Here is a 19697-nt window from a genome sequence, read left to right on the forward strand (position 1 = left end):
ACATTTTATTTTCAGTCTAAAACATGAGTTTTTTATGCCGTTAACCGATCAACACCGTTTTGGCATGCAGCTGGCGCAAATGTCCCGAGGTTGGCGCGCCGAGCTGGACCGCCGTTTGGCGGGGCTGGGCCTGTCCCAGGCGCGTTGGCTGGTGCTGTTGCACCTGGCCCGTTTCGAAGAAGCTCCTACTCAGCGTGAGCTGGCCCAGAGCGTCGGGGTAGAGGGGCCGACCCTTGCAAGGCTGCTCGACAGCCTTGAAGGCCAGGGCCTGGTGCAACGCCAGGCGGTGCTCGAAGACCGTCGCGCCAAGCGCATCCTGCTGTGCGACAGCGCCCGTCCTCTGATCGATCAAATTGAAACCATTGCCACCGAGTTGCGTCACGAGCTGTTTGCCGGCGTAAACGAGGCGGACCTGCGTGTGTGCATGCGGGTGCATGCGCATATTCTGGCGAATCTGGAAAAGTCCTGAGCTGCGCAGATGGCTGAGCCTGTTGTGATGAGCAGGCTCACCCCATCTTAAAAGCCTGCCGCATTGACCCTATGCGCGCAGGCTCCCTAGAAAGTCTGCCCCAGGTTCAGGTACACCGCCTTCTGGTTATCATCGTTGAAGCCATAACTGAAATTCAGTGGCCCCAGTGGCGTGTCGAACCCGAGGAAAACACTCGCGGCGTTGATATAGCCGCTGTCGAATTCATTGTCGTTGTTCCACGCCCGCCCACGTTCCAGAGACGCGCCCAGGTACAGCGGGAAATCCAGCGGCAAGTACGAACGCGGCGTCAGCCGGCGGTAGTACACGGCGCGCATCAGGCTGATGTTTTGCCCCGAGATCGCGTCCTGGCGAAAGCCTGACAGCTGTCTGGCACCGCCGAGCAGGAAGCTGGAAATCACCACGTCCGAATCGTCCAGGGTGCGCCCGTAACGTCCGCCCAGCACCAGAGTGTCCGGGCCGTGGCTCATGGCTTTGTCGAGTTTGAACTCCCATTGACGGTAGCGTTGATCCGAGCCTAACCCCGGTTCGAATTCGCGATAAGCCAGGCCGATGTCTTCACCGGAGTGGGGGAAGTACACGTTGTCCAGAGAGTCGAAGGAGTATTTCAGCTCATAGAAGCCTTCGCTGAAGCTCACGCTCGGCAGGTCGCGGTCGCCGATGCGTACGTCCGCCTGGCCCCAGGCTTCGCCGACACCGAAGCGAATCTCACCGCTGTTGCCGATCTGCCGCCCCACATTCAGGCCGAAGCCGTAACGTTCCAGGCGGTATTCGGAGATGGGGTCGTTATCCAGGATCAGCTCGACGTTCTGTGCCTGGGCGCTGATATAGGGCGCGACGAAGTAACGCGAACCGGCGTCCATCGGTTGGTAGAACTCGCTGTACAGCTCTTGGCGGTCGCCGATCTGCACGCGCGTCAGCCATTCCGCGCCAAGGCGGTTGATGCCGTTGATGCGGTAGCTGGCGCCCAGGTTGAAGGCACTGTCGCCGCGCATGTCATCCGACAGGTTCAGCCCCAGGCGCAGGTAGTCGGTGCCGCTGCGTTTGCCGTGGGCGCTGATTACAAGGGTGTTGTCCTGGCCTTTCTTGATCACGCGGTATTGCACCTGATCGAAGTAGTCCAGGCCATACAAAGTGCCCATGTCGGTTTGCAGGCGACCCAGATTGAGCGGTTCGCCCAAGGGTTGGCGGATGTAGTAGCGGATCACGTCGTCGCTGACTTTCGAGTCGTTCTCCACGGTGATGGCGGTGATGACCGGGGTGCGCTCGCCCGGCGTGCGCGCGGCCACCAGCTGCGGGTCGATCGGCTCAGCCGGACGCAGGTGCGCCAGGCGCACGTCGAGGGCGCGGGTGGCGCGGTAGCCGGCGTCGATCATGTCCTTGGCGCGGCCGAAATCGGTCACGCCATAGGCTGCCAGCGGCGGCTGGATCAGCACATCCCTGGGTTGCAGGGCTTTGAGTTGCTCTTCGGAATTGCGCCGGGTCATCAGGGTGATGGACTGGTTGAGTACGTCCACCACCGTGGCCAGTTGCTTGCGCGAGCGTAGCGGGGTGCCGATGTCCACCACGATGGCGATATCCACGCCCATCTCCCGCGCGACATCCAGCGGGATGTTATCGGTCATGCCGCCGTCCACCAGCAGCCGGCCGTCCAGCTCCACGGGGGCGAACACGGCTGGGATCGACATACTCGCGCGGATCACCTTGGGCAAGTGGCCCTTGCGGAACACAACTTTTTCACCGGTGGTGATATCGGTGGCCACCGCGCGGAACGGGATCGGCAGTTTGTCGAAATCGCGGGTGTTGCTGCTGTGGGCGAACATGCTTTCCAGCAGCAGCGCCAGGTTCTGGCCCTGGATCACCCCCAGCGGCAGGCCGAGACTGCCGTCATCGCGGAAACTGAGCTTCTGCTTGACCAGGAAGTCCCGGTCATCCTGCTTGCGGCGAAACGGCACGTCTTCGCGCGGCGGTGCGTCGGAGAGCGCCTGTTGCCAATCGATGTTCAATGCGAGTTTTTCCAACTCGTCGATCTTGTAGCCGGAGGCATACAGCCCACCAATCACCGCGCCCATGCTGGTGCCGGCGATCGCATCGATCTGGATGCCTTGCTCTTCCAGCGCCTTGAGCACCCCGATATGCGCCAGGCCTCGGGCGGCGCCGCCAGACAGCACCAGGCCGACCTTCGGGCGCGGAGCGTCCACGGCATGGGCAAGGAGGGGGAGCAGGCACAAAAACAGGCAGGACAGCAGGCGGCGCATCTTGAATCTCGGAGCTGGACGATAAAGGCCGCTATTATAGCCACCCGATCCTCCGCGTCCGTTATGCCAGGAACCTGTCAAATTATGTCGTCGATTAAACCCGAGGTCGTCATCACCTATTGCACCCAATGCCAGTGGCTGCTGCGTGCCGCGTGGCTGGCCCAGGAACTGCTGAGCACATTTGCCGATGACCTGGGTAAGGTCTCACTGGTGCCGGCTACCGGTGGCACGTTCCATATCACCTGTGACGGTGTGCAGATTTGGGAGCGCAAGGCCGACGGCGGTTTCCCCGAGGCCAAGGTGCTCAAGCAGCGGGTGCGCGACCAGATCGACCCGGCGCGCGATCTGGGCCACAACGACCGTCCCCAATGACGTCACCGCCCCGTGCAAGGGGCGGTGAACTGAGCGCTATCTGGCGTCCAACTTCTGTTTGATGAATCCGACAACCCAGGTCAACACCGCACCGCCCACGCCGCCGCCGAGGATATTGCCGCCAACGGCCGCCACATCCAGCGCTTCGCCGCCTGGAGTACCGGTCAATGCCGAGACAAGCTGACCCAGAACCAGCCCGCCGACACCGCCCAACATCGTGTTAAGCCCGGTACCCAGGCTTTGTTTGGTCATGCCGGCGATGTTTCCGCCAACAGCGCCGCTGACGATTTGAACCAACACGTTAATGAGCATTTCCATGATCAAGTCCTGCATAGCGTTAAGGGAGTGACCACTCGCTTGCAGCAACTGCGGAAAATGCCCTGGCTGTCGTCGAGGAGCCGTTATCCGTTGAACGACGACAGACTGTTGCGGATGCCCGGAGTATAGATCAGGCCGTTGCGGTCGGTTGTTTGGCCGGGCCGGCGCTGCTCATCAGGCCGGAAATCACGATGGCGACGATGATCAAGGCGCCCCCCAGCAGCATGCGCAGGGTCGGCGTTTCGGCAAACAGCAGCCACGCCATGGTGATGCCGTAGACCGGCTCCATGGCAAACACCACCGACGCCGTACGCGCCTTGATCACCGCCAGGCTGGCGACAAACAGGCTGTGGGCCAGGCCGGTGCAGAACACGCCGAGCAGGCCGATCCACAACCAGTCCAGCGCTCGCACATGCGCCAGGCCCGGTGCGGCCACCGGCAACAGGCACGCCGCGACTACCAGGTTCTGGCACAGCGCCGCCTGCACCGCCGGAATGCGCCCGGAGCCGGCGCGGTTGTTCAGCGACAACAGGGAAAACAACAAGCCGGAAAGGATGCCCCAGAGCAGGCCGCCGGTGGCTTCACTGGCCAGGTTGAAGTCGGGGGTCACCAGCACCAGGCCGATCGTGACCAGTACCACCAGCAGTACTTCGTTGGCGCGAATACGCTCGCGGAATATCAGCCCTTCCAGAATGACCGTAAACGCCGGGAACGCTGTGAACCCCAGAGTCGCGACCGCCACACCGGCCACCTTGACCGCAAGAAAAAATGTCACCCAGTGCGCCGCTAGCAACACGCCGCTGACCAGCAGCCGACGCCAGTCGCGCCGCTCCAGGTGCTTCCACGGAGCGCGGCTGGCGAACCGGGCGAACACCGCCAGGGCGAGCACGGCAAACACGGCGCGACCAAACACGATGATGGCTGGCGAAGCGGCCGCCAGTTTGCCGAATACGCCGGTAAGGCCAAACATCAATGCGCCGATATGCAGGGCGCCCAGGGCTGTGCGGGGAGTCATTGCGTTCCTTCAAACCACGAGAGTGACAGGCTCGCAGTCTAGTGGCTTGGGATGGCTGGCGTCTGTCGTGAGGCTCGCGCGTTTTAGCGCAGGACTCGCCCTAAGGCGAGCGCCGCAACGCGCCGGGAGACGCGCCGAACTCACGGGACATAGCGGCGGCAAACGCGCTCTGGGAGCTATAGCCGACCCGCTCGGCGACTTCACCGATGGGCAGCGCGGTATCGCGCAGCAGACTCAGGGCTTTATGCAGGCGTCGGCTGCGGATGTAGTCCATCGGCGTCTGCCCGCACTCGGCGACGAACCGCGCGTGCAGGCGCGCCACCGACAGCCCGGCGATGCGCGCCAGATCGGCCACTTGCAGGGGGTGCGCCACGTGCCGTTCGATATGGGCATTGAAGGCCGGATAGGGCAAGCGTCGACCTGGCACGGGCTGGGGTTGCGCAGAATTGAGGCTGGCCAGCAGCAACACCGAACCTTGCTGCACGATCAGCGGGTCGTCCACTGGGCTGTGGGCCAGCCACTGCACCAACTGGTGCTGACGTGCATCCAGGGCCAGGCGCGCGGGTTGGTCGAGCAGGCGTCGGCTCGCGTCAGCATGTTCGCCCAGGGACTGCAGCAGCCAATGTTCGGTGGGTACGTCCAGCACCAGGCAGCGGCTGCCATCGCGACTGCCGCAGGCGTGATGGGCAGAGAAGGGCAGTACCATCACGCTGCTTTCGCGCACTTGGCTGCCACGGCCATCGACCTCCAGATCCAGATGCCCGGACAGGCCGAACACCAACTGTGCATGCGCATGGCTGTGGGCGATGGGCGCTTCGAGGTAGTGGCGTAGGGTAAGGGACGGTCTCATCACGGTCTCCTGGGCGGCGAGGCGTCAGTCTACAACGCATCGTGGGCGCCGGTCGCTGTCATCAGACTGACCCACACTTGTCATGGGCCATTAACCGCCATGGCGCAAGCTCGCGAAAACACCGTCGAGGGATGCCCATGACCAGTGCCGAGTTCGCCAAGCCCAGCCGCAAACAACGGGTGCGTACCCTGTGGATTTCCGACGTGCACCTGGGCACCCGGGATTGCCAGGCCGACCATCTTTCGCAGTTCCTCAAGGGCTATCACGCCGATAAGGTCTACCTGGTGGGCGACATTATCGACGGCTGGAAAATGCGCGGCGGCATGTACTGGCCCCAGGCGCACACCAACGTGATCCGCCGCCTGTTGACCATGGCCAAGCGCGGCACCGAGGTGATCTATGTCACCGGCAACCACGATGAATTCCTGCGCCGTTATTCCAAGCTGATCTTGGGCAATATCCAGTTGGTCGACGAAGCCGTGCATGTGACCGCTGACGGGCGCCACCTGCTGGTGATCCACGGTGATCAGTTTGACGTGATTACCCGTTATCATCGCTGGCTGGCGTTTCTCGGCGACTCGGCCTACGAATTCACTCTGACCTTGAACCGCTGGTTGAACTACTGGCGTGCGCGCTATGGCTATGGTTACTGGTCGCTGTCGGCGTACCTCAAGCACAAGGTCAAGACGGCGGTCAGTTTTATCAGCGATTTCGAAGAAGCGATCGCCCACGAAGTGACCCGGCGTGAATTGCATGGGGTGGTGTGCGGGCATATTCACCATGCGGAGATTCGCAAAGTGGGCGAGGTGGATTACCTCAACTGCGGGGACTGGGTGGAGTCTTGCACGGCGCTGATCGAGCACTGGGATGGCAGTATCGAGTTGTATCGGCTGGCGGATGCCCAGGCCAAAGAAGCGCAACTGAAGGCTGAGGTGGCTCAGGCGCACCTTCTGTAACTTCAGATCGCCATCGGGGGCAAGCCCCCTCCCACATTGGAATGCGACCAAATGTGGGAGGGGGCTTGCCCCCGATAGCGGTGTATCAGTCAACCAGTCACTGACTTAGATGCGCAGTGTTCAGTTGCAGACGTCGGCAATAGCCTCGGCCAGCAACGCCAAGCGTGTCGCATCAATCCCCGCCACATTGGCCCGCCCCGAACTGACCATATACACACTGTGCTTCTCGCGCAGTTGCTTGACCTGCTCGGCACTCAGGCCGGTGTAGGAGAACATCCCACGTTGCACGCCAATGTGTGCGAATCGCTCGGATAAGCCATGGGGCGCCAGGGCCTCCACCAGCCCGGAACGCAACTGCGCGATGCGCCCACGCATGGCTTCGACTTCTGCGCTCCACTGCTGTTTGAGCTGGGCATCGCCGAGGATGGTCGCCACCACGGCCGCGCCGTGATCCGGCGGGGTCGACCACAGGTTGCGGGCGATATTCGCCAATTGGCTGCGCACATCCGTCAGCTTCTCGGCATCCGCCGCGCACACGATCAATGCGCCGACGCGGTCGCGGTATAAGCCGAAGTTCTTCGAGCACGAACTGGTGATCAGTACTTCCGGCAATTCGGCGGCAAACAGGCGTACGGCCCAGGCGTCCTGTTCCAGGCCATCGCCGAAGCCCTGGTAGGCGAAGTCGATCAGCGGCAGCAGGTGGCGTTCGCGCACGATCTGCAGCACCTGGCGCCAATCGTCGTGGGACAGATCGAAGCCGGTCGGGTTATGACAGCAGGCATGCAGCAACACCACATCGCCTTCCGGCACGGTGGCGAGGGTAGCCAGCATCGCCGCCACATCCAGGCGGTTATCGTCGCCCATGTAGGGATAATGGCTGACCTTGAGCCCGGCCTTGGCGAAGATGGTTTCGTGGATCGGCCAGGTCGGGTTGCTCAGCCAGACACCACGGCCTGGCAGGTTGGCGGCGATAAAATCGGCGCTCAAGCGCAGCGCGCCGGTCCCGCCCGGGGTCTGGGTGGCGCCGGCACGACGCCCGTGCAACAGCGCGGAGTCGGCGCCCAGCACCAGTTCGCTGATCAGTTGGCCGAACGCGGCGTCGCCATGACCGCCGATGTAAGTCTTGGTGGTTTGCTGGTCTACCAGGCGCTGTTCGGCGAGCTTCACCGACGGCGGAATCGGCGTCAGGCCCTGGTCGTCCTTGTAGACGCCTACGCCCAGGTCGAACTTGTGCGGGTTGGCATCCTGGGCGTACAGGTCCATCAACCCGAGGATCGGGTCGCCGGGCACGCGGCCAATGGCATCGAAATGCATTACTTGCGGCCCTCGGCGGTCTTGGCCACTTCGTCGGTGCGCGCGGCCATGATGAAGTCGTTGCGGTGCAGGCCCTTGATGGAGTGGCTCCACCAGGTCACGGTGACTTTGCCCCATTCGGTGAGCAGGCCCGGGTGATGGCCTTCGGCTTCGGAAATCTCACCCACGGCATTGGTGAAGGCCAGGGCGAATTTGAAATTCTTGAACAGGAAAACCTTTTCCAGCTGCATCACGCCGTCGCGCACTTCGATGTTCCAGTCAGGGATCTGCTTTATCAGTACCGGCAGTTCTTCATCGCTGACTTGCGGGGCATCGGCGCGGCAGGCTTCGCAGTGGGCTTGGTTCAAGGTGGTCATGTGGAAATGTCCTGAATTCGAATAAGTGAAGGTCAGTGGCGTCACCCTAAAGCAACGCGGCGCCAGGGAACAGACTCACCTGGCCTTAAAAGGCACGGTTCAAGCAGCCTTTGGTTTGGGCGGGAATTTCGGCGCGTGCAGACCCAGCTGCATGCCACGCTCGACCATGCCCATGATGTCTTCCTGCGCCACCTCGAACAGACGCTTGAGGTCGGGCAGCACGAAGTACAGCGGTTGCAGGATGTCGATGCGGTACGGCGTGCGCATCGCTTCCAGCGGGTCGAAGGCTTGATGCTCGGGCTCGGAGGACAGGCTGTACACCGTCTCCTTGGGCGACGACAGAATCCCGCCGCCGTAGATGCGCCGACCAGCCGGCGTGTCCACCAGGCCGAACTCGATGGTCATCCAGTACAGCCGCGCCAAGTAGACCCGTTGCTCCTTGGTCGCCGCCAGCCCGAGTTTGCCGTAGGTGTGGGTGAATTCAGCGAACCAAGGGTTGGTCAGCAGCGGGCAGTGGCCGAAGATCTCGTGGAAAATATCCGGCTCTTGCAAGTAGTCCAGTTCTTCGCGGGTGCGGATAAACGTCGCCACTGGAAACTGCTTGCTGGCGAGTAATTCAAAGAAGGTTTGGAAGGGGATCAACGCCGGCACGCGAGCGACTTGCCAACCGGTGGTCTCGGCCAGCACTTGGTTGATCTCGCCCAGTTGCGGGATGCGGTCCAGGGGCAAGCCCAACTTGTCGATGCCGTCCAGGTATTCCTGGCAGGCGCGACCTTCGATCACTTTCAACTGGCGCGTGATCAGGGTGTTCCATACCGCATGTTCTTCCGGCGGATAGTGGATAAACCCTTGCGCATCGGGCTCGCGGGCCACGTAGTGCGTCTGCTTCATACGGCTCTCCTGCTAGGCATTCGTTCTTGTTATGTCCTGCGATAGGCCTATTGATAACCCGATGGCGTGCGGATGCCAGCCACCTGTGGCAGTGCTACGTAGGAAAATTTACCGTTTTTTGTAAAGTATTCGTTACGATTGACGACCTGCTCTTAGTGTTGGGCTGGGAAAAGCAGTCCGGCTGTCACATAATCTTGACGACTTTCTGCGCCCAGCGACAAAAAGACGCGGCGCCTTCCCTCTTTTCGGGCCTCATTCATGCGTATCAAAGTGCATTGCCAGAACCGCATCGGCATCCTGCGGGACATTCTCAACCTCCTGGTGGAATACGGCGTCAACGTTGCCAAAGGCGAGGTGGGCGGTGAGCACGGCAATGCTATCTACCTGTTCTGTCCGAACCTGGTGAATATGCAATTTCAGGCGTTGCGCCCGCAGTTCGAGGCGATTGCCGGGGTGTTTGGGGTCAAGCGGGTAGGGCTGATGCCCAGCGAGCGGCGACACATGGAACTCAATGCCTTGCTGGGCGCTCTGGAGTTTCCGGTGCTGTCGATCGACATGGGCGGCTCCATCGTCGCCGCCAACCGTGCGGCGGCGCAGTTGCTGGGGGTGCGGGTGGACGAGGTGCCGGGCATTCCGTTGTCACGCTACGCCGAGGATTTCGATTTGCCGGAACTGGTGCGCGCCAGCAAGTCGCGGATCAACGGCCTGCGGGTCAAGGTCAAGGGCGACGTGTTCCTGGCGGATATCGCGCCGCTGCAATCCTCCGAACACGATGACAGTGAAGCCATGGCCGGCGCCGTGCTGACGTTGCATCGTGCGGACCGGGTCGGCGAGCGCATCTACAACGTGCGCAAGCAGGAACTGCGCGGCTTTGACAGCATCTTCCAGAGCTCCAAGGTGATGGCCGCCGTGGTGCGTGAAGCACGGCGCATGGCCCCGTTGGACGCGCCGCTATTAATAGAAGGCGAGACCGGCACCGGCAAAGAACTGTTGGCGCGCGCCTGCCACTTGGCCAGTCCGCGCGGGCAGTCGCCGCTGATGGCCCTCAACTGCGCCGGCCTGCCGGAGTCGATGGCCGAGACCGAGCTGTTCGGCTACGGCCCCGGCGCGTTCGAAGGCGCCCGGGCGGAAGGCAAGTTGGGGCTGCTGGAGCTGACTGCGGGCGGTACGTTGTTTCTCGACGGTGTGGGCGAAATGAGCGCGCGCCTGCAGGTGAAATTGCTGCGCTTCTTGCAGGACGGTTGCTTCCGCCGCGTCGGCAGTGACGAAGAGGTGTACCTGGATGTGCGGGTGATTTGCGCGACTCAGGTGGATCTGTCCGAACTCTGCGCGCGCGGCGAATTCCGCCAGGACCTCTACCACCGCCTCAATGTGCTGTCGCTGCATATCCCACCGCTGCGCGAATGCCTGGATGGCCTGGCGCCGCTGGTGGAGCATTTTCTTGACCAGGCCAGCCGCCAGATCGGCTGCCCGTTGCCCACGTTGGCACCGGCGGCGATGGAGCGCCTCCGCCATTATCACTGGCCGGGGAATGTGCGGCAGTTGGAAAACGTGTTGTTCCAGGCGGTGTCTTTGTGCGACGGCGGCACGGTGAAGGTCGAGCATATTCGTCTGCCGGATTACGGCGTGCGTCAGCCCCTCGGCGATTTTTCCCTGGACGGCGGTTTGGAGGCGATTGTCGGGCGCTTCGAGAAAGCGGTGTTGGAAAGCCTGTATGTCGAACATCCCAGCAGTCGACAGCTGGGCAAGCGCCTGGGCGTGTCCCACACCACCATCGCCAATAAATTGCGCGATTACGAAATCCTCAAGACCGATAAATAATCAACCGACACAACGTGGGCAAAAATGTGGGAGGGGCAAGGCAAGCCCTAATGCCAGTCAGTTAAGGCGCGAGGGGCAATGACTAAAAAGTCAGCGCCAATATGCGGATCCAAACGCCCTCCTCATTATTAACTGGAAGAACCGGCTCAAAATGTGGGAGGGGGCTTGCCCCCGATGGCGCTGGGTCAGTCAGCCCATCTGTCACTGACCCACCTCCATCGGGGGCAATTCGAATCGTCGCACCGCCCCTCCCCACATGGGTTCTCTGTCACCCGTAAGACGGCCCTTGCCGTAAGCGGCAGTAGTCCGCCGTTTTTTCGACTCTCTCCTTTCCTGGAAAATGTGAAGGCAGCCCGCAACCCCCCGTCCCGCCTGGATTTTCCTGACTTTTTAAAAGTTGGTTCGCTAATTGCTTAAGCCTCATCAGTACAGCGGTGGGCGGCAAGCGTCCGTCATAAAGAGGAAAGAGCGTGGACAAGTACCTTTATGTGGCAATGACCGGCGCCAGCCAGAATGCGCTGGCGCAGAAGGCCCATGCCAACAACCTGGCGAACATTTCCACCAACGGTTTCCAACGCGACCTGGAGCAGGCGCGTTCGATGCCGGTGTTCGGTGACAGCTTTCCGGCGCGGGCCTTCGCCCTGACTGAGCGTCCCGCCACCGACTTCACGCCTGGCGCGATGATCGAAACCGGTCGCGACCTGGATGTGGCTGTCAACGGCGACGGCTGGCTGGCCGTACAAACTCCGGATGGCGGCGAAGCCTACGTGCGCAGCGCCAGCATGAACGTGGACGCCCTGGGCGTGCTGCGTGCCGGCAACGGCATGCCGATCATGGGCAACGGTGGCCCTATCGCGGTGCCGCCGCAGCAGAAGATCGAAGTGGGCGCCGACGGCACCATCAGCATCCGTGCCATGGGTGAAGGCCCACGAGTGATGGCCGAAGTGGACCGCATCAAGCTGGTTCAGCCGGACCTGAAGAACATGAATAAGGGCCTGGATGGCACCATCCACACCAAGGATGGCCAGCCGGCTCAGGCCGACGCAGGCGTCAGGCTGACCTCGGGGTTCCTGCAGGCGAGCAACGTCAATGCCGTGGAAGAAATGACGGCGGTGCTGGCGCTTTCCAAGCAGTTCGAGCTGCACATCAAAATGATGAACAGCGCCAAGGAAGACGACCAGGCCATGACACGCGTCATGCAGATGAGCTGATCGCGGTTTCACTGAACCACTAATTTCGCAGCGCAGCGCCAACAAACAGGCGCACGAAGGAGAACAGCATGCTTCCGGCTCTATGGGTTGCCAAAACCGGTCTGTCCGCCCAGGACACCAACCTGACCACCATTTCCAACAACTTGGCCAACGTATCGACCACGGGTTTCAAACGTGACCGCGCCGAGTTCCAGGACTTGCTCTATCAGATCAAGAAGCAGCCGGGCGCTCAGTCGACCCAGGACAGCGAGCTGCCGTCGGGCCTGCAATTGGGTACCGGTGTGCAGATCGTCGGCACCCAGAAGAACTTCAGCGCCGGTAACCTGCAACAAACCGGTCAGCCGCTGGACATGGCCATCAACGGCCGTGGCTTCTTCCAGATCCTGCAACCGGACGGCACTACGTCCTACACCCGCGACGGTACATTCCACCTGGACTCCAACGGCCAGATCGTCACCGCCAACGGTTTTGCCCTGGAACCGGCGATTGTAGTGCCGGCCGATGCCAAGACCTTCACCGTCGGCAACGACGGCACCGTGTCCATTACCGTGGCCGGCAACCCGGCCTCGCAAGTGATCGGCAACCTGCAGACCGCCGACTTCATCAACCCGGCCGGCTTGCAGGCCATGGGCAACAACCTGTTCCTGGAAACCGCCTCCAGCGGCGCGCCACAGATCGGCACTCCTGGCCTGAACGGTTTCGGTACCACGCTGCAAAGCACCCTGGAAACCTCCAACGTCAGCACCGTGGAAGAGATGGTCAACATGATCACCACTCAGCGCGCTTACGAGATGAACTCCAAGGTGATCTCCACCGCCGACCAGATGCTCTCGTTCGTAACGCAGAATCTGTAATCAAGTCTATGGGGCGCCCTGAAAGCGTCTGCAACACCGTGAGGTAAGGGTCATGAATCGCTATGTTTCCGTTCTGGCATTGAGTGGGATTGCCGTGCTCGCGGGCTGTGTCGCCCCGACGCCAAAACCCAATGACCCGTACTACGCGCCGGTGTTGCCACGCACGCCGCTGCCGGCGGCGGCCAACAATGGCTCGATCTACCAGGCCGGTTTCGAACAGAACCTGTACAGCGACCGCAAGGCCTTCCGGGTCGGTGACATCATCACCATCACCCTGAACGAGAAGACCCAGGCCAGCAAGAACGCCAACTCCCAGGTCGGCAAGACCAGCAAGGCAGGCATTGGCCTGACCTCGTTGTTCGGTGCCGTACCTAACACCAACAACCCGTTGGGTGACGGCGATTTGAGCCTCAACGCTGGCTATAGCGGCGACCGTGCGACCAGTGGCAAAAGTGCGGCGGGGCAGGGCAACAGCCTGACCGGTTCGATCACCGTGACCGTGGCCGATGTATTGCCCAATGGCATCATCGCCGTGCGCGGTGAGAAGTGGATGACCCTCAACACTGGCGACGAGCTGGTGCGGATTGCCGGCATGGTGCGCGCCGACGATATCTCTACCGACAACACCGTTTCGTCGACGCGAATCGCCGATGCACGCATTACTTACTCGGGGACGGGTTCGTTTGCCGATGCTAGCCAGCCGGGTTGGTTCGACCGTTTCTTCCTCAGCCCGCTGTTCCCTTTCTAGGTGGCCACTTTGAAATTCAAACAGCTGATGGCGGCGGCCCTGTTGCTTTCCTTGAGCGCCGTCGCCCAGGCCGAACGCTTGAAGGACATCGCCAGCATTTCCGGCGTGCGCTCCAACCAGTTGATCGGCTATGGCCTGGTGGTGGGGCTCAACGGTACAGGTGACCAGACCACCCAGACCCCGTTCACCCTGCAAACCTTCAACAACATGCTCTCGCAGTTCGGCATCAAAGTGCCGCCGGGGTCGGGCAACGTGCAGCTTAAAAACGTCGCGGCGGTGTCGATCAGTGCCGACTTGCCGGCGTTCTCCAAGCCAGGCCAGGTGGTGGACATCACCGTGTCGTCCATCGGTAACTCCAAAAGCCTGCGCGGCGGTACGTTGCTGATGACGCCCCTCAAGGGTATCGACGGTAACGTTTACGCCATTGCCCAGGGCAACCTGGTGGTGGGCGGGTTCGACGCCGAAGGTCGCGACGGTTCCAAGATCACCGTCAACGTGCCGTCGGCCGGTCGTATCCCTGGCGGGGCCACGGTGGAACGCACCGTGCCCAGCGGTTTCAATCAGGGCAACAGCCTGACCTTGAACCTCAATCGCTCGGACTTCACCACCGCCAAGCGCGTGGTCGACAAGGTCAACGACATGCTCGGCCCAGGCGTGGCCCAGGCCATCGACGGCGGTTCGATCCGTGTGACCGCGCCGCTGGACCCCAGCCAGCGCGTCGATTACCTGTCGATCCTGGAAAACCTGGAAGTCGACCCGGGCCAGGCAGTAGCCAAAGTCATCATCAACTCGCGTACCGGCACGATCGTGATCGGCCAGAACGTCAAAGTCTCGCCGGCGGCGGTAACCCACGGCAGCCTGACGGTGACCATCACCGAAGACCCGATCGTCAGCCAGCCGGGGCCGTTGTCCAACGGCCAGACCGCAGTGGTGCCACGCTCGCGGGTTAACGCTCAGCAAGAAGCCAAGCCGATGTTCAAATTTGGCCCCGGCACCACCCTGGACGAGATTGTCCGCGCGGTGAACCAGGTGGGCGCGGCGCCCGGCGACTTGATGGCGATCCTTGAAGCATTGAAACAGGCCGGCGCCTTGCAAGCCGACCTGATCGTCATCTGAGGCCATGGCCATGGATATGCACAAAAGCGGCATTGTCAGTTCGGCAGACTCTGGCTCTTACTCCGACTTGAACCGGCTTAACCAGCTCAAGGTCGGTGCTGACAAAAACAGCGAAGGCAACATGCGCAAAGTGGCGCAGGAGTTCGAGTCGCTGTTTTTGAGCGAGATGCTCAAGTCCATGCGTTCGGCCACCGAGGCTCTGGGCAAAGACAACCCGATGAACACCCCGGCGGCCAAGCAGTACCAGGAAATGTACGACCAGCAATTGGCGGTCTCGCTGTCCCGCGAGGGCGGCGGCATCGGCCTGGCCGACGTGCTGATGCGCCAGATGCAGAAGAACAAGCCGGTGGACGCCCAGGCGGCCACCTTGCAGGGCCCGGCTGCGGTCGAGGCGGTCAAGAAAGTCGATGTGCCGACCGAGATCGCCGCCGGCACCCAGGCCGATGGCCCGTTGGGGCGCTCCAATGGTCAGCGTCCGTTGTGGGCGTTCCGTGTCGCCGAGCCTCAAGCCGGCGCCGCCGCTACCCACAGCAACGACATGGAGCTGATGAACCAGCGCCGTATCGCCTTGCCGAGCAAGCTGACCGATCGCCTGCTGGCCGGCATCGTGCCGAGCACCCAGGTCGCCACCGAGGCCAAGGCCGCGCCGCTGCGCAACAGCGCCCTGCAAGACAACGTGATCAACAGCGGCGCACGCAGTGTTGCCGCGGCCAACGGCAGCATGCAGGTCTATGGCCGCGCCGTGGCCCAGCCACCATTGGCGCCTGCCAAGAAAGCCTTCAGCTCCCAGGACGAATTTGTCGCCACCATGCTGCCGATGGCCGAAGCGGCCGCCAAGCGTATCGGCATCGATCCGAAGTACCTGGTGGCCCAGGCCGCTTTGGAAACCGGTTGGGGCAAATCGGTGATGCGCGCCGAAGACGGCAGCAGCAGCCACAACCTGTTTGGCATCAAGGCCGGCAAGAGTTGGCAGGGCGGCCAGGCCCGCGCGATCACCAGCGAGTTCCGCGACGGGGCGATGGTCAAGGAGACGGCGCAGTTCCGTTCCTACGACTCTTACCAGGACAGCTTCCACGACTTGGTGACGTTGCTGCAAAGCAATGACCGCTATAAAGAAGTGGTGAAGTCGGCCGATAACCCGGAACGCTTTGTACGCGAGTTGCAAAAAGCCGGTTACGCCACCGACCCGAACTACGCCAACAAGATCTCGCAGATCGCCAATTCGATGAACAGTTACCAGAACTACGCCGCCGCGGGCGCGACCACTCTTTTATAAGGTCTGAACCATGAGTTTGCTCAATATCGGGATGTCGGGGCTTAACGCCGCTCAAGGATCGTTGTCGGTCTTGAGTAACAACATCGCCAACGCCAATACCGCGGGTTATTCGCGTCAGCAGACTATCCAGAACGCTAGCGCGTCGAACCAGTTCGGCGGCGTATTCATCGGCAGCGGCACCACGCTGGCGGATGTACGGCGTGTCTACAACGAGTACCTGGACACGGCATACCAGAACAGTACGGCATTGAATAATGACGCCCGCGCCTACCAAGACCAGATCAGTGCGGTCGATAAGGTGCTGTCGGATAAGAACACCGGTCTGTCATCAGTACTCAGCACCTTCTTCGCCACGCTGCAGACCGCATCTTCCAACCCTAGCGATCTGTCGGCCCGCCAACTGCTGTTGAGTAATGCCCAGACCTTGAGCAATCGTTTCAACTCCATCTCCACCCAGTTGACGCAGCAGAAAGAAACCATCAACAGCCAGTTGAGTACCATGAGTGATCAGGTCAACCAACTGACTTCTTCGATCGCTGCGCTCAACCGGCAAATCTCTCAAGTGCAGGGTTCATCGAGCACCGCTCCGGCCAACCTGCTGGACCAGCGTAGCGAAGCTGTGCGTTCGCTCAATGAACTGATCGGGGTCACCGCCACCGAGAAGAATGGCCAGTTCAGTGTGACCACCGGCAGCGGTCAGTCGCTGGTTGAGGGCGGGTTGTCCAATACGATTACGGCAGTGCCGAGCAGCACGGATAACAGTCAATATACGATCCAGCTGAATGTGAGCGGAACGACACTGGATCTTGGCGCGGTAATCAGTGGCGGAAGCATCGGTGGCCTGTTGCGCTATCGCAGTGATGCCTTGATGCCGGCTATCAATGACTTGGGGCGTATCGCTATTGCGACAGCCGATACCCTGAACAATCAGCTCGGCCAAGGTCTGGATTTGAACGGTGACTTTGGTGTGTCGTTGTTCAACGACATCAATAGTGCAACTGCTATCGCCTCCCGTAGCCAGGCTACCGCCGGCAACAGCAGCGGTTCCGGCAACCTGAATGTGTCGATTGGCGACAGCAGTAAGCTCTCGACCTTCGATTACAAAGTGACCTTCAACGACAGCACCGACCTCAATAAAGCGACGGTGGTGCGTTCGGACGGCAAAGCCCTGGGCATTATCGATCTGTCAGCCACGCCGCCGACCCAGATCGATGGATTTACCTTGTCTCTGGACGGCAAGGGCCCTGTGGCAGTCGGAGACAGTTTCAAGGTCAGCCCCACCGCTACGGGCGCCAGTGGCATCGGCGTGGCGCTTTCTGACGCCAATAAGCTGGCGTTCGCCGGCCCGCTGTCTGGTACTCGTAGTACGACCAACAGTGGCACTGGCACGTTTACCCAGCCCACCTTGACTGTACCGTTGGATATTCATGGCGGGGCAGACACCGCACAGTTGCGCGCGGGTATCGAGAACTCGATGCCGGTCAAAATGGTGTTTGGCAAACCGGCGGCTGACGGCACTCAGCCCTATACCGTCAACGATGCGCAAGGCAACCCGATCGGCACCGGCAGCATCATTCCGGGGCAGGGCAACAAGATCACCGTGGATGTTCCGATGCGAGACGCTTCGGGAGCCGCCATTCCGGGTAAGAGTTTCAAATTCGACACTACCGTGAACGGTTCTCCGGCCGCGGGCGACAGCACCACGTTCGCGTTCAACAGCGGTGGCAAATCGGACGGCCGGAACGCGCAGGAACTGCTCAACTTGCAGACCAAGGCCAGCGTCGGCATGAACGATGGCAATGTCGGCGTAAGCCTGGTGGCGGCCAACAGTCGCCTGGTTTCTCAGGTCGGTTCCAAGGCCAGTCAGGCGGGGGTTGATACCACGGCTACTGGCGCGTTGCTCAGCGCCAACAAGGAAGCGCGCAACTCAGTGTCAGGGGTTAACCTGGATGACGAGGCGGGCGACATGATCAAGTTCCAGCAGTACTACACCGCGTCGTCCCAGATTATCAAGGCCGCGCAGGAAACCTTCACCACACTGATCAATGCTCTTTAAGGGAGGCCGGGACGATGCGTATTTCCACACAGCAGTATTTCGAGACCAGCTCCGCCAAGTACCAGTCCAACTACTCTAGTGTGGTCAAGGCTCAGGATCAGGCCAGCTCCGGCGTACGCGTGCAGACCGCGGCGGATGATCCTGTGGCGGCGGCGCGGTTGCTGATGTTGCAGCAGCAGAAAGACATGCTGTCGCAGTTCAATGGCAACATCGATACCCTGAAGAACTCGCTGGTAACCGAAGATAGCGTTCTTGATAACATCAACACCGCCCTGCAAAAGGCCAGCGAACTGGCCCTGAAGGCCGGTAATGTCGGGATCAGTGATGCGGACCGCAAATCGATTGCGGCCGAGGTCGGTGCCATTGAGGATCAGGTACTGGGCCTGCTCAATTCTAAGGATGCCGGGGGCAATTACCTGTTTTCCGGAAGCAAGACCGACACGCCGCCCTATACGCGCAACAATAACGGCACCTACAGTTATCAGGGCGACGACATCCCGTTGAGCCTGAAGATCGCCGAGAATATTTCCGTTTCGATGGGCGACACCGCCAAAAGCATGCTCGAGAGCTCCGCGAACACGGGTCGCACCCAGACCGCGCCGATTCTTGTGCCGCCTGCGGTCGATGACGGCAAGGTCACTATATCGGCGGGGTTGATCGCTGCCGAGACCAGCTATGACAGCAGCTTTGCCGATGGGCAGCCATACAAGCTGACCTTTGTCAGCAGCACTCAATACACGGTGAGCGACAACACCGGCAAAGACATCACCTCCGAGATTCCGGGTAACGGCACGTTCGATGCCACCAAAGAGGGCGCCTCGACCATCAATCTGCGTGGCGTGAAGTTCGACATCGGCCTGAACCTGGGTAAGGACGCTTTGGGAAAAGACGTGTTGCCCGGCGCACCGGCGGATGCGGTTGTCAAAGACCGCGAGTTCAGCCTGTCGATCAAACCGGACACCTTCAGTGTTTCGCGCACTCCCAGCAACCCGACCACGGCTCAAATAAGCGGTGGTACGGTCAGTGATTCGGCGGCTTATGCCAGCACTTTCCCCAACGCTGGTATGGTCATCAAGTTCGGCGCGGCGGGTGATTACAATGTGTATGCACAGCCGTATAGCTCGGATAGCAAGTCCATCGCCAGCGGCACCCTGGCCGCCGGCGCCACAACCTTGAGCGCGGCGGGTGTGACATTTGACGTCACGACCACGCCGCCACCGGGTGATGGCGACCAGTTTGTGATTGGCGCCACCAGCAACAAAAACGAGAACGTGCTCGACACTCTCAGCCATTTGCGCCAAATCCTAGAGACGCCCTCGGACGGAAAACCGGCGGCACAGAAAGAGCTCAAGGACGTGGTCGCCCGCTCCATCGGTAATCTGACCAACGCCAAGAGTCAGATCGACCAGGTGCGCGGCGCCATCGGTGCTCGCTTGAATGGTATGGATATCCAGTCCCAAGAGAACACCAGCTTGAGCCTGGCCAACGCCACCACCATGAATGCATTGGGCAACGTCGATTTTGCGGATGCCGCTATCAATCTGAGTCTGCAACAAACCATGCTGCAAGCATCGCAGCTGGCCTTTGTGAAGATTTCGCAGTTGAGCCTGTTCAACAAAATGTGATTTCACCGCATCAGCACAGCGGCCCCGCCTGGAAACAGGCGGGGCCGCTGTCGTTTCAGGGGGCTCAATTGTTTAAAGGTTTTGCATAAACCGGAGAAAATTGAGTGACCTGTGAGTCATAAAGCGCATCTTCACTGTATCGTGTGAAAAGGATAAGTCGTCTCAGGGTCCTT

18 protein-coding genes are annotated in these 19697 nt (G+C 61.0%); 11 read left to right on the forward strand and 7 right to left on the reverse strand.

All coding sequences use genetic code 11. The features are described 5' to 3' along the window. Positions 1-34 precede the first annotated feature (34 nt). Complete coding sequence (locus K1567_RS24645) at positions 35-469, forward strand: MarR family transcriptional regulator (protein WP_034099546.1); 435 nt, start codon at positions 35-37, stop codon at positions 467-469. 86 nt (positions 470-555) lie between these two features. Here the strand turns inward: K1567_RS24645 and K1567_RS24650 are convergent, their stop codons facing one another. Then, complete coding sequence (locus K1567_RS24650) at positions 556-2745, reverse strand: patatin-like phospholipase family protein (RefSeq protein ID WP_034099544.1); 2190 nt, start codon at positions 2743-2745, stop codon at positions 556-558. Between the two features lie 84 nt (positions 2746-2829). Here K1567_RS24650 and K1567_RS24655 point away from each other — a divergent pair, with 84 nt between their 5' ends. Further along, positions 2830-3117, forward strand: coding sequence for a SelT/SelW/SelH family protein (locus K1567_RS24655; RefSeq protein WP_034099542.1), 288 nt, complete (start codon positions 2830-2832; stop codon positions 3115-3117). 36 nt (positions 3118-3153) lie between these two features. On the opposite strand, the gene K1567_RS24660 is transcribed toward K1567_RS24655, so the two are convergent. The 3 genes from K1567_RS24660 to K1567_RS24670 all read right to left on the reverse strand — a co-directional run bounded on the left by K1567_RS24660 (position 3154) and on the right by K1567_RS24670 (position 5300). Next, entirely contained in the window at positions 3154-3435 is a 282-nt protein-coding gene (locus tag K1567_RS24660; RefSeq protein WP_040269035.1) for a hypothetical protein, read from the reverse strand. 130 nt (positions 3436-3565) lie between these two features. Then, positions 3566-4450 (reverse strand): DMT family transporter, encoded by an 885-nt coding sequence (locus K1567_RS24665; RefSeq protein ID WP_034099538.1) that lies wholly within the window; start codon positions 4448-4450, stop codon positions 3566-3568. Positions 4451-4550: 100 nt separating this feature from the next. Continuing rightward, positions 4551-5300, reverse strand: a complete 750-nt coding sequence (locus tag K1567_RS24670; protein ID WP_034114747.1) for an AraC family transcriptional regulator — start codon at positions 5298-5300, stop codon at positions 4551-4553. Positions 5301-5437: 137 nt separating this feature from the next. On the opposite strand from K1567_RS24670, the gene K1567_RS24675 reads away from it, so the two are divergent. After that, positions 5438-6256 (forward strand): UDP-2,3-diacylglucosamine diphosphatase, encoded by an 819-nt coding sequence (locus K1567_RS24675; protein WP_220698949.1) that lies wholly within the window; start codon positions 5438-5440, stop codon positions 6254-6256. A gap of 120 nt (positions 6257-6376) precedes the next feature. Here the strand turns inward: K1567_RS24675 and K1567_RS24680 are convergent, their stop codons facing one another. The 3 genes from K1567_RS24680 to phhA form a co-directional block, all read right to left on the reverse strand. After that, entirely contained in the window at positions 6377-7570 is a 1194-nt protein-coding gene (locus tag K1567_RS24680; RefSeq protein ID WP_220698950.1) for an amino acid aminotransferase, read from the reverse strand. Beyond that, positions 7570-7926, reverse strand: coding sequence for a 4a-hydroxytetrahydrobiopterin dehydratase (locus K1567_RS24685; RefSeq protein ID WP_034099530.1), 357 nt, complete (start codon positions 7924-7926; stop codon positions 7570-7572). Before K1567_RS24685 ends, K1567_RS24680 begins: the two co-directional genes overlap by 1 nt. A gap of 99 nt (positions 7927-8025) precedes the next feature. Continuing rightward, positions 8026-8817, reverse strand: a complete 792-nt coding sequence (gene phhA, locus K1567_RS24690) for a phenylalanine 4-monooxygenase (protein WP_034099528.1) — start codon at positions 8815-8817, stop codon at positions 8026-8028. Positions 8818-9075: 258 nt separating this feature from the next. Between phhA and K1567_RS24695 the strand changes: the two genes are divergently transcribed. From K1567_RS24695 to K1567_RS24730, 8 genes are all read left to right on the forward strand, one after another. Next, positions 9076-10638, forward strand: a complete 1563-nt coding sequence (locus tag K1567_RS24695; RefSeq protein WP_034099527.1) for a sigma-54-dependent phenylalanine hydroxylase transcriptional regulator PhhR — start codon at positions 9076-9078, stop codon at positions 10636-10638. Between the two features lie 470 nt (positions 10639-11108). Continuing rightward, the gene (locus K1567_RS24700; protein ID WP_034099525.1) at positions 11109-11849 is read left to right on the forward strand and encodes a flagellar basal body rod protein FlgF; all 741 of its coding nucleotides are present in this window, start codon (positions 11109-11111) and stop codon (positions 11847-11849) included. Between the two features lie 68 nt (positions 11850-11917). Next, positions 11918-12703, forward strand: coding sequence for a flagellar basal-body rod protein FlgG (gene flgG, locus K1567_RS24705; protein ID WP_034099522.1), 786 nt, complete (start codon positions 11918-11920; stop codon positions 12701-12703). Positions 12704-12755: 52 nt separating this feature from the next. Further along, positions 12756-13451 (forward strand): flagellar basal body L-ring protein FlgH, encoded by a 696-nt coding sequence (gene flgH / locus K1567_RS24710; RefSeq protein WP_034099521.1) that lies wholly within the window; start codon positions 12756-12758, stop codon positions 13449-13451. Between the two features lie 27 nt (positions 13452-13478). Further along, a complete protein-coding gene (locus tag K1567_RS24715; RefSeq protein WP_034099860.1) occupies positions 13479-14567 on the forward strand; it encodes a flagellar basal body P-ring protein FlgI in 1089 nt (362 codons plus the stop codon). 4 nt (positions 14568-14571) lie between these two features. Next, positions 14572-15843: a flagellar assembly peptidoglycan hydrolase FlgJ gene (gene flgJ / locus K1567_RS24720; RefSeq protein WP_220698951.1), complete on the forward strand. Its 1272-nt coding sequence runs from the start codon at positions 14572-14574 to the stop codon at positions 15841-15843. A 10-nt stretch (positions 15844-15853) separates the two neighbouring features. Further along, positions 15854-17899 carry a flagellar hook-associated protein FlgK gene (flgK, locus tag K1567_RS24725; RefSeq protein ID WP_034099519.1) on the forward strand — a complete coding sequence of 682 codons (2046 nt, stop codon included), beginning with the start codon at positions 15854-15856 and terminating at the stop codon, positions 17897-17899. Between the two features lie 14 nt (positions 17900-17913). Beyond that, positions 17914-19524 carry a flagellar hook-associated protein 3 gene (locus tag K1567_RS24730; RefSeq protein ID WP_040269028.1) on the forward strand — a complete coding sequence of 537 codons (1611 nt, stop codon included), beginning with the start codon at positions 17914-17916 and terminating at the stop codon, positions 19522-19524. Positions 19525-19697: the final 173 nt, after the last annotated feature.

Origin of the sequence: Pseudomonas sp. S5F11, from assembly GCF_019641515.1 — a bacterium.
GTDB lineage: Bacteria > Pseudomonadota > Gammaproteobacteria > Pseudomonadales > Pseudomonadaceae > Aquipseudomonas > Aquipseudomonas rhodesiae.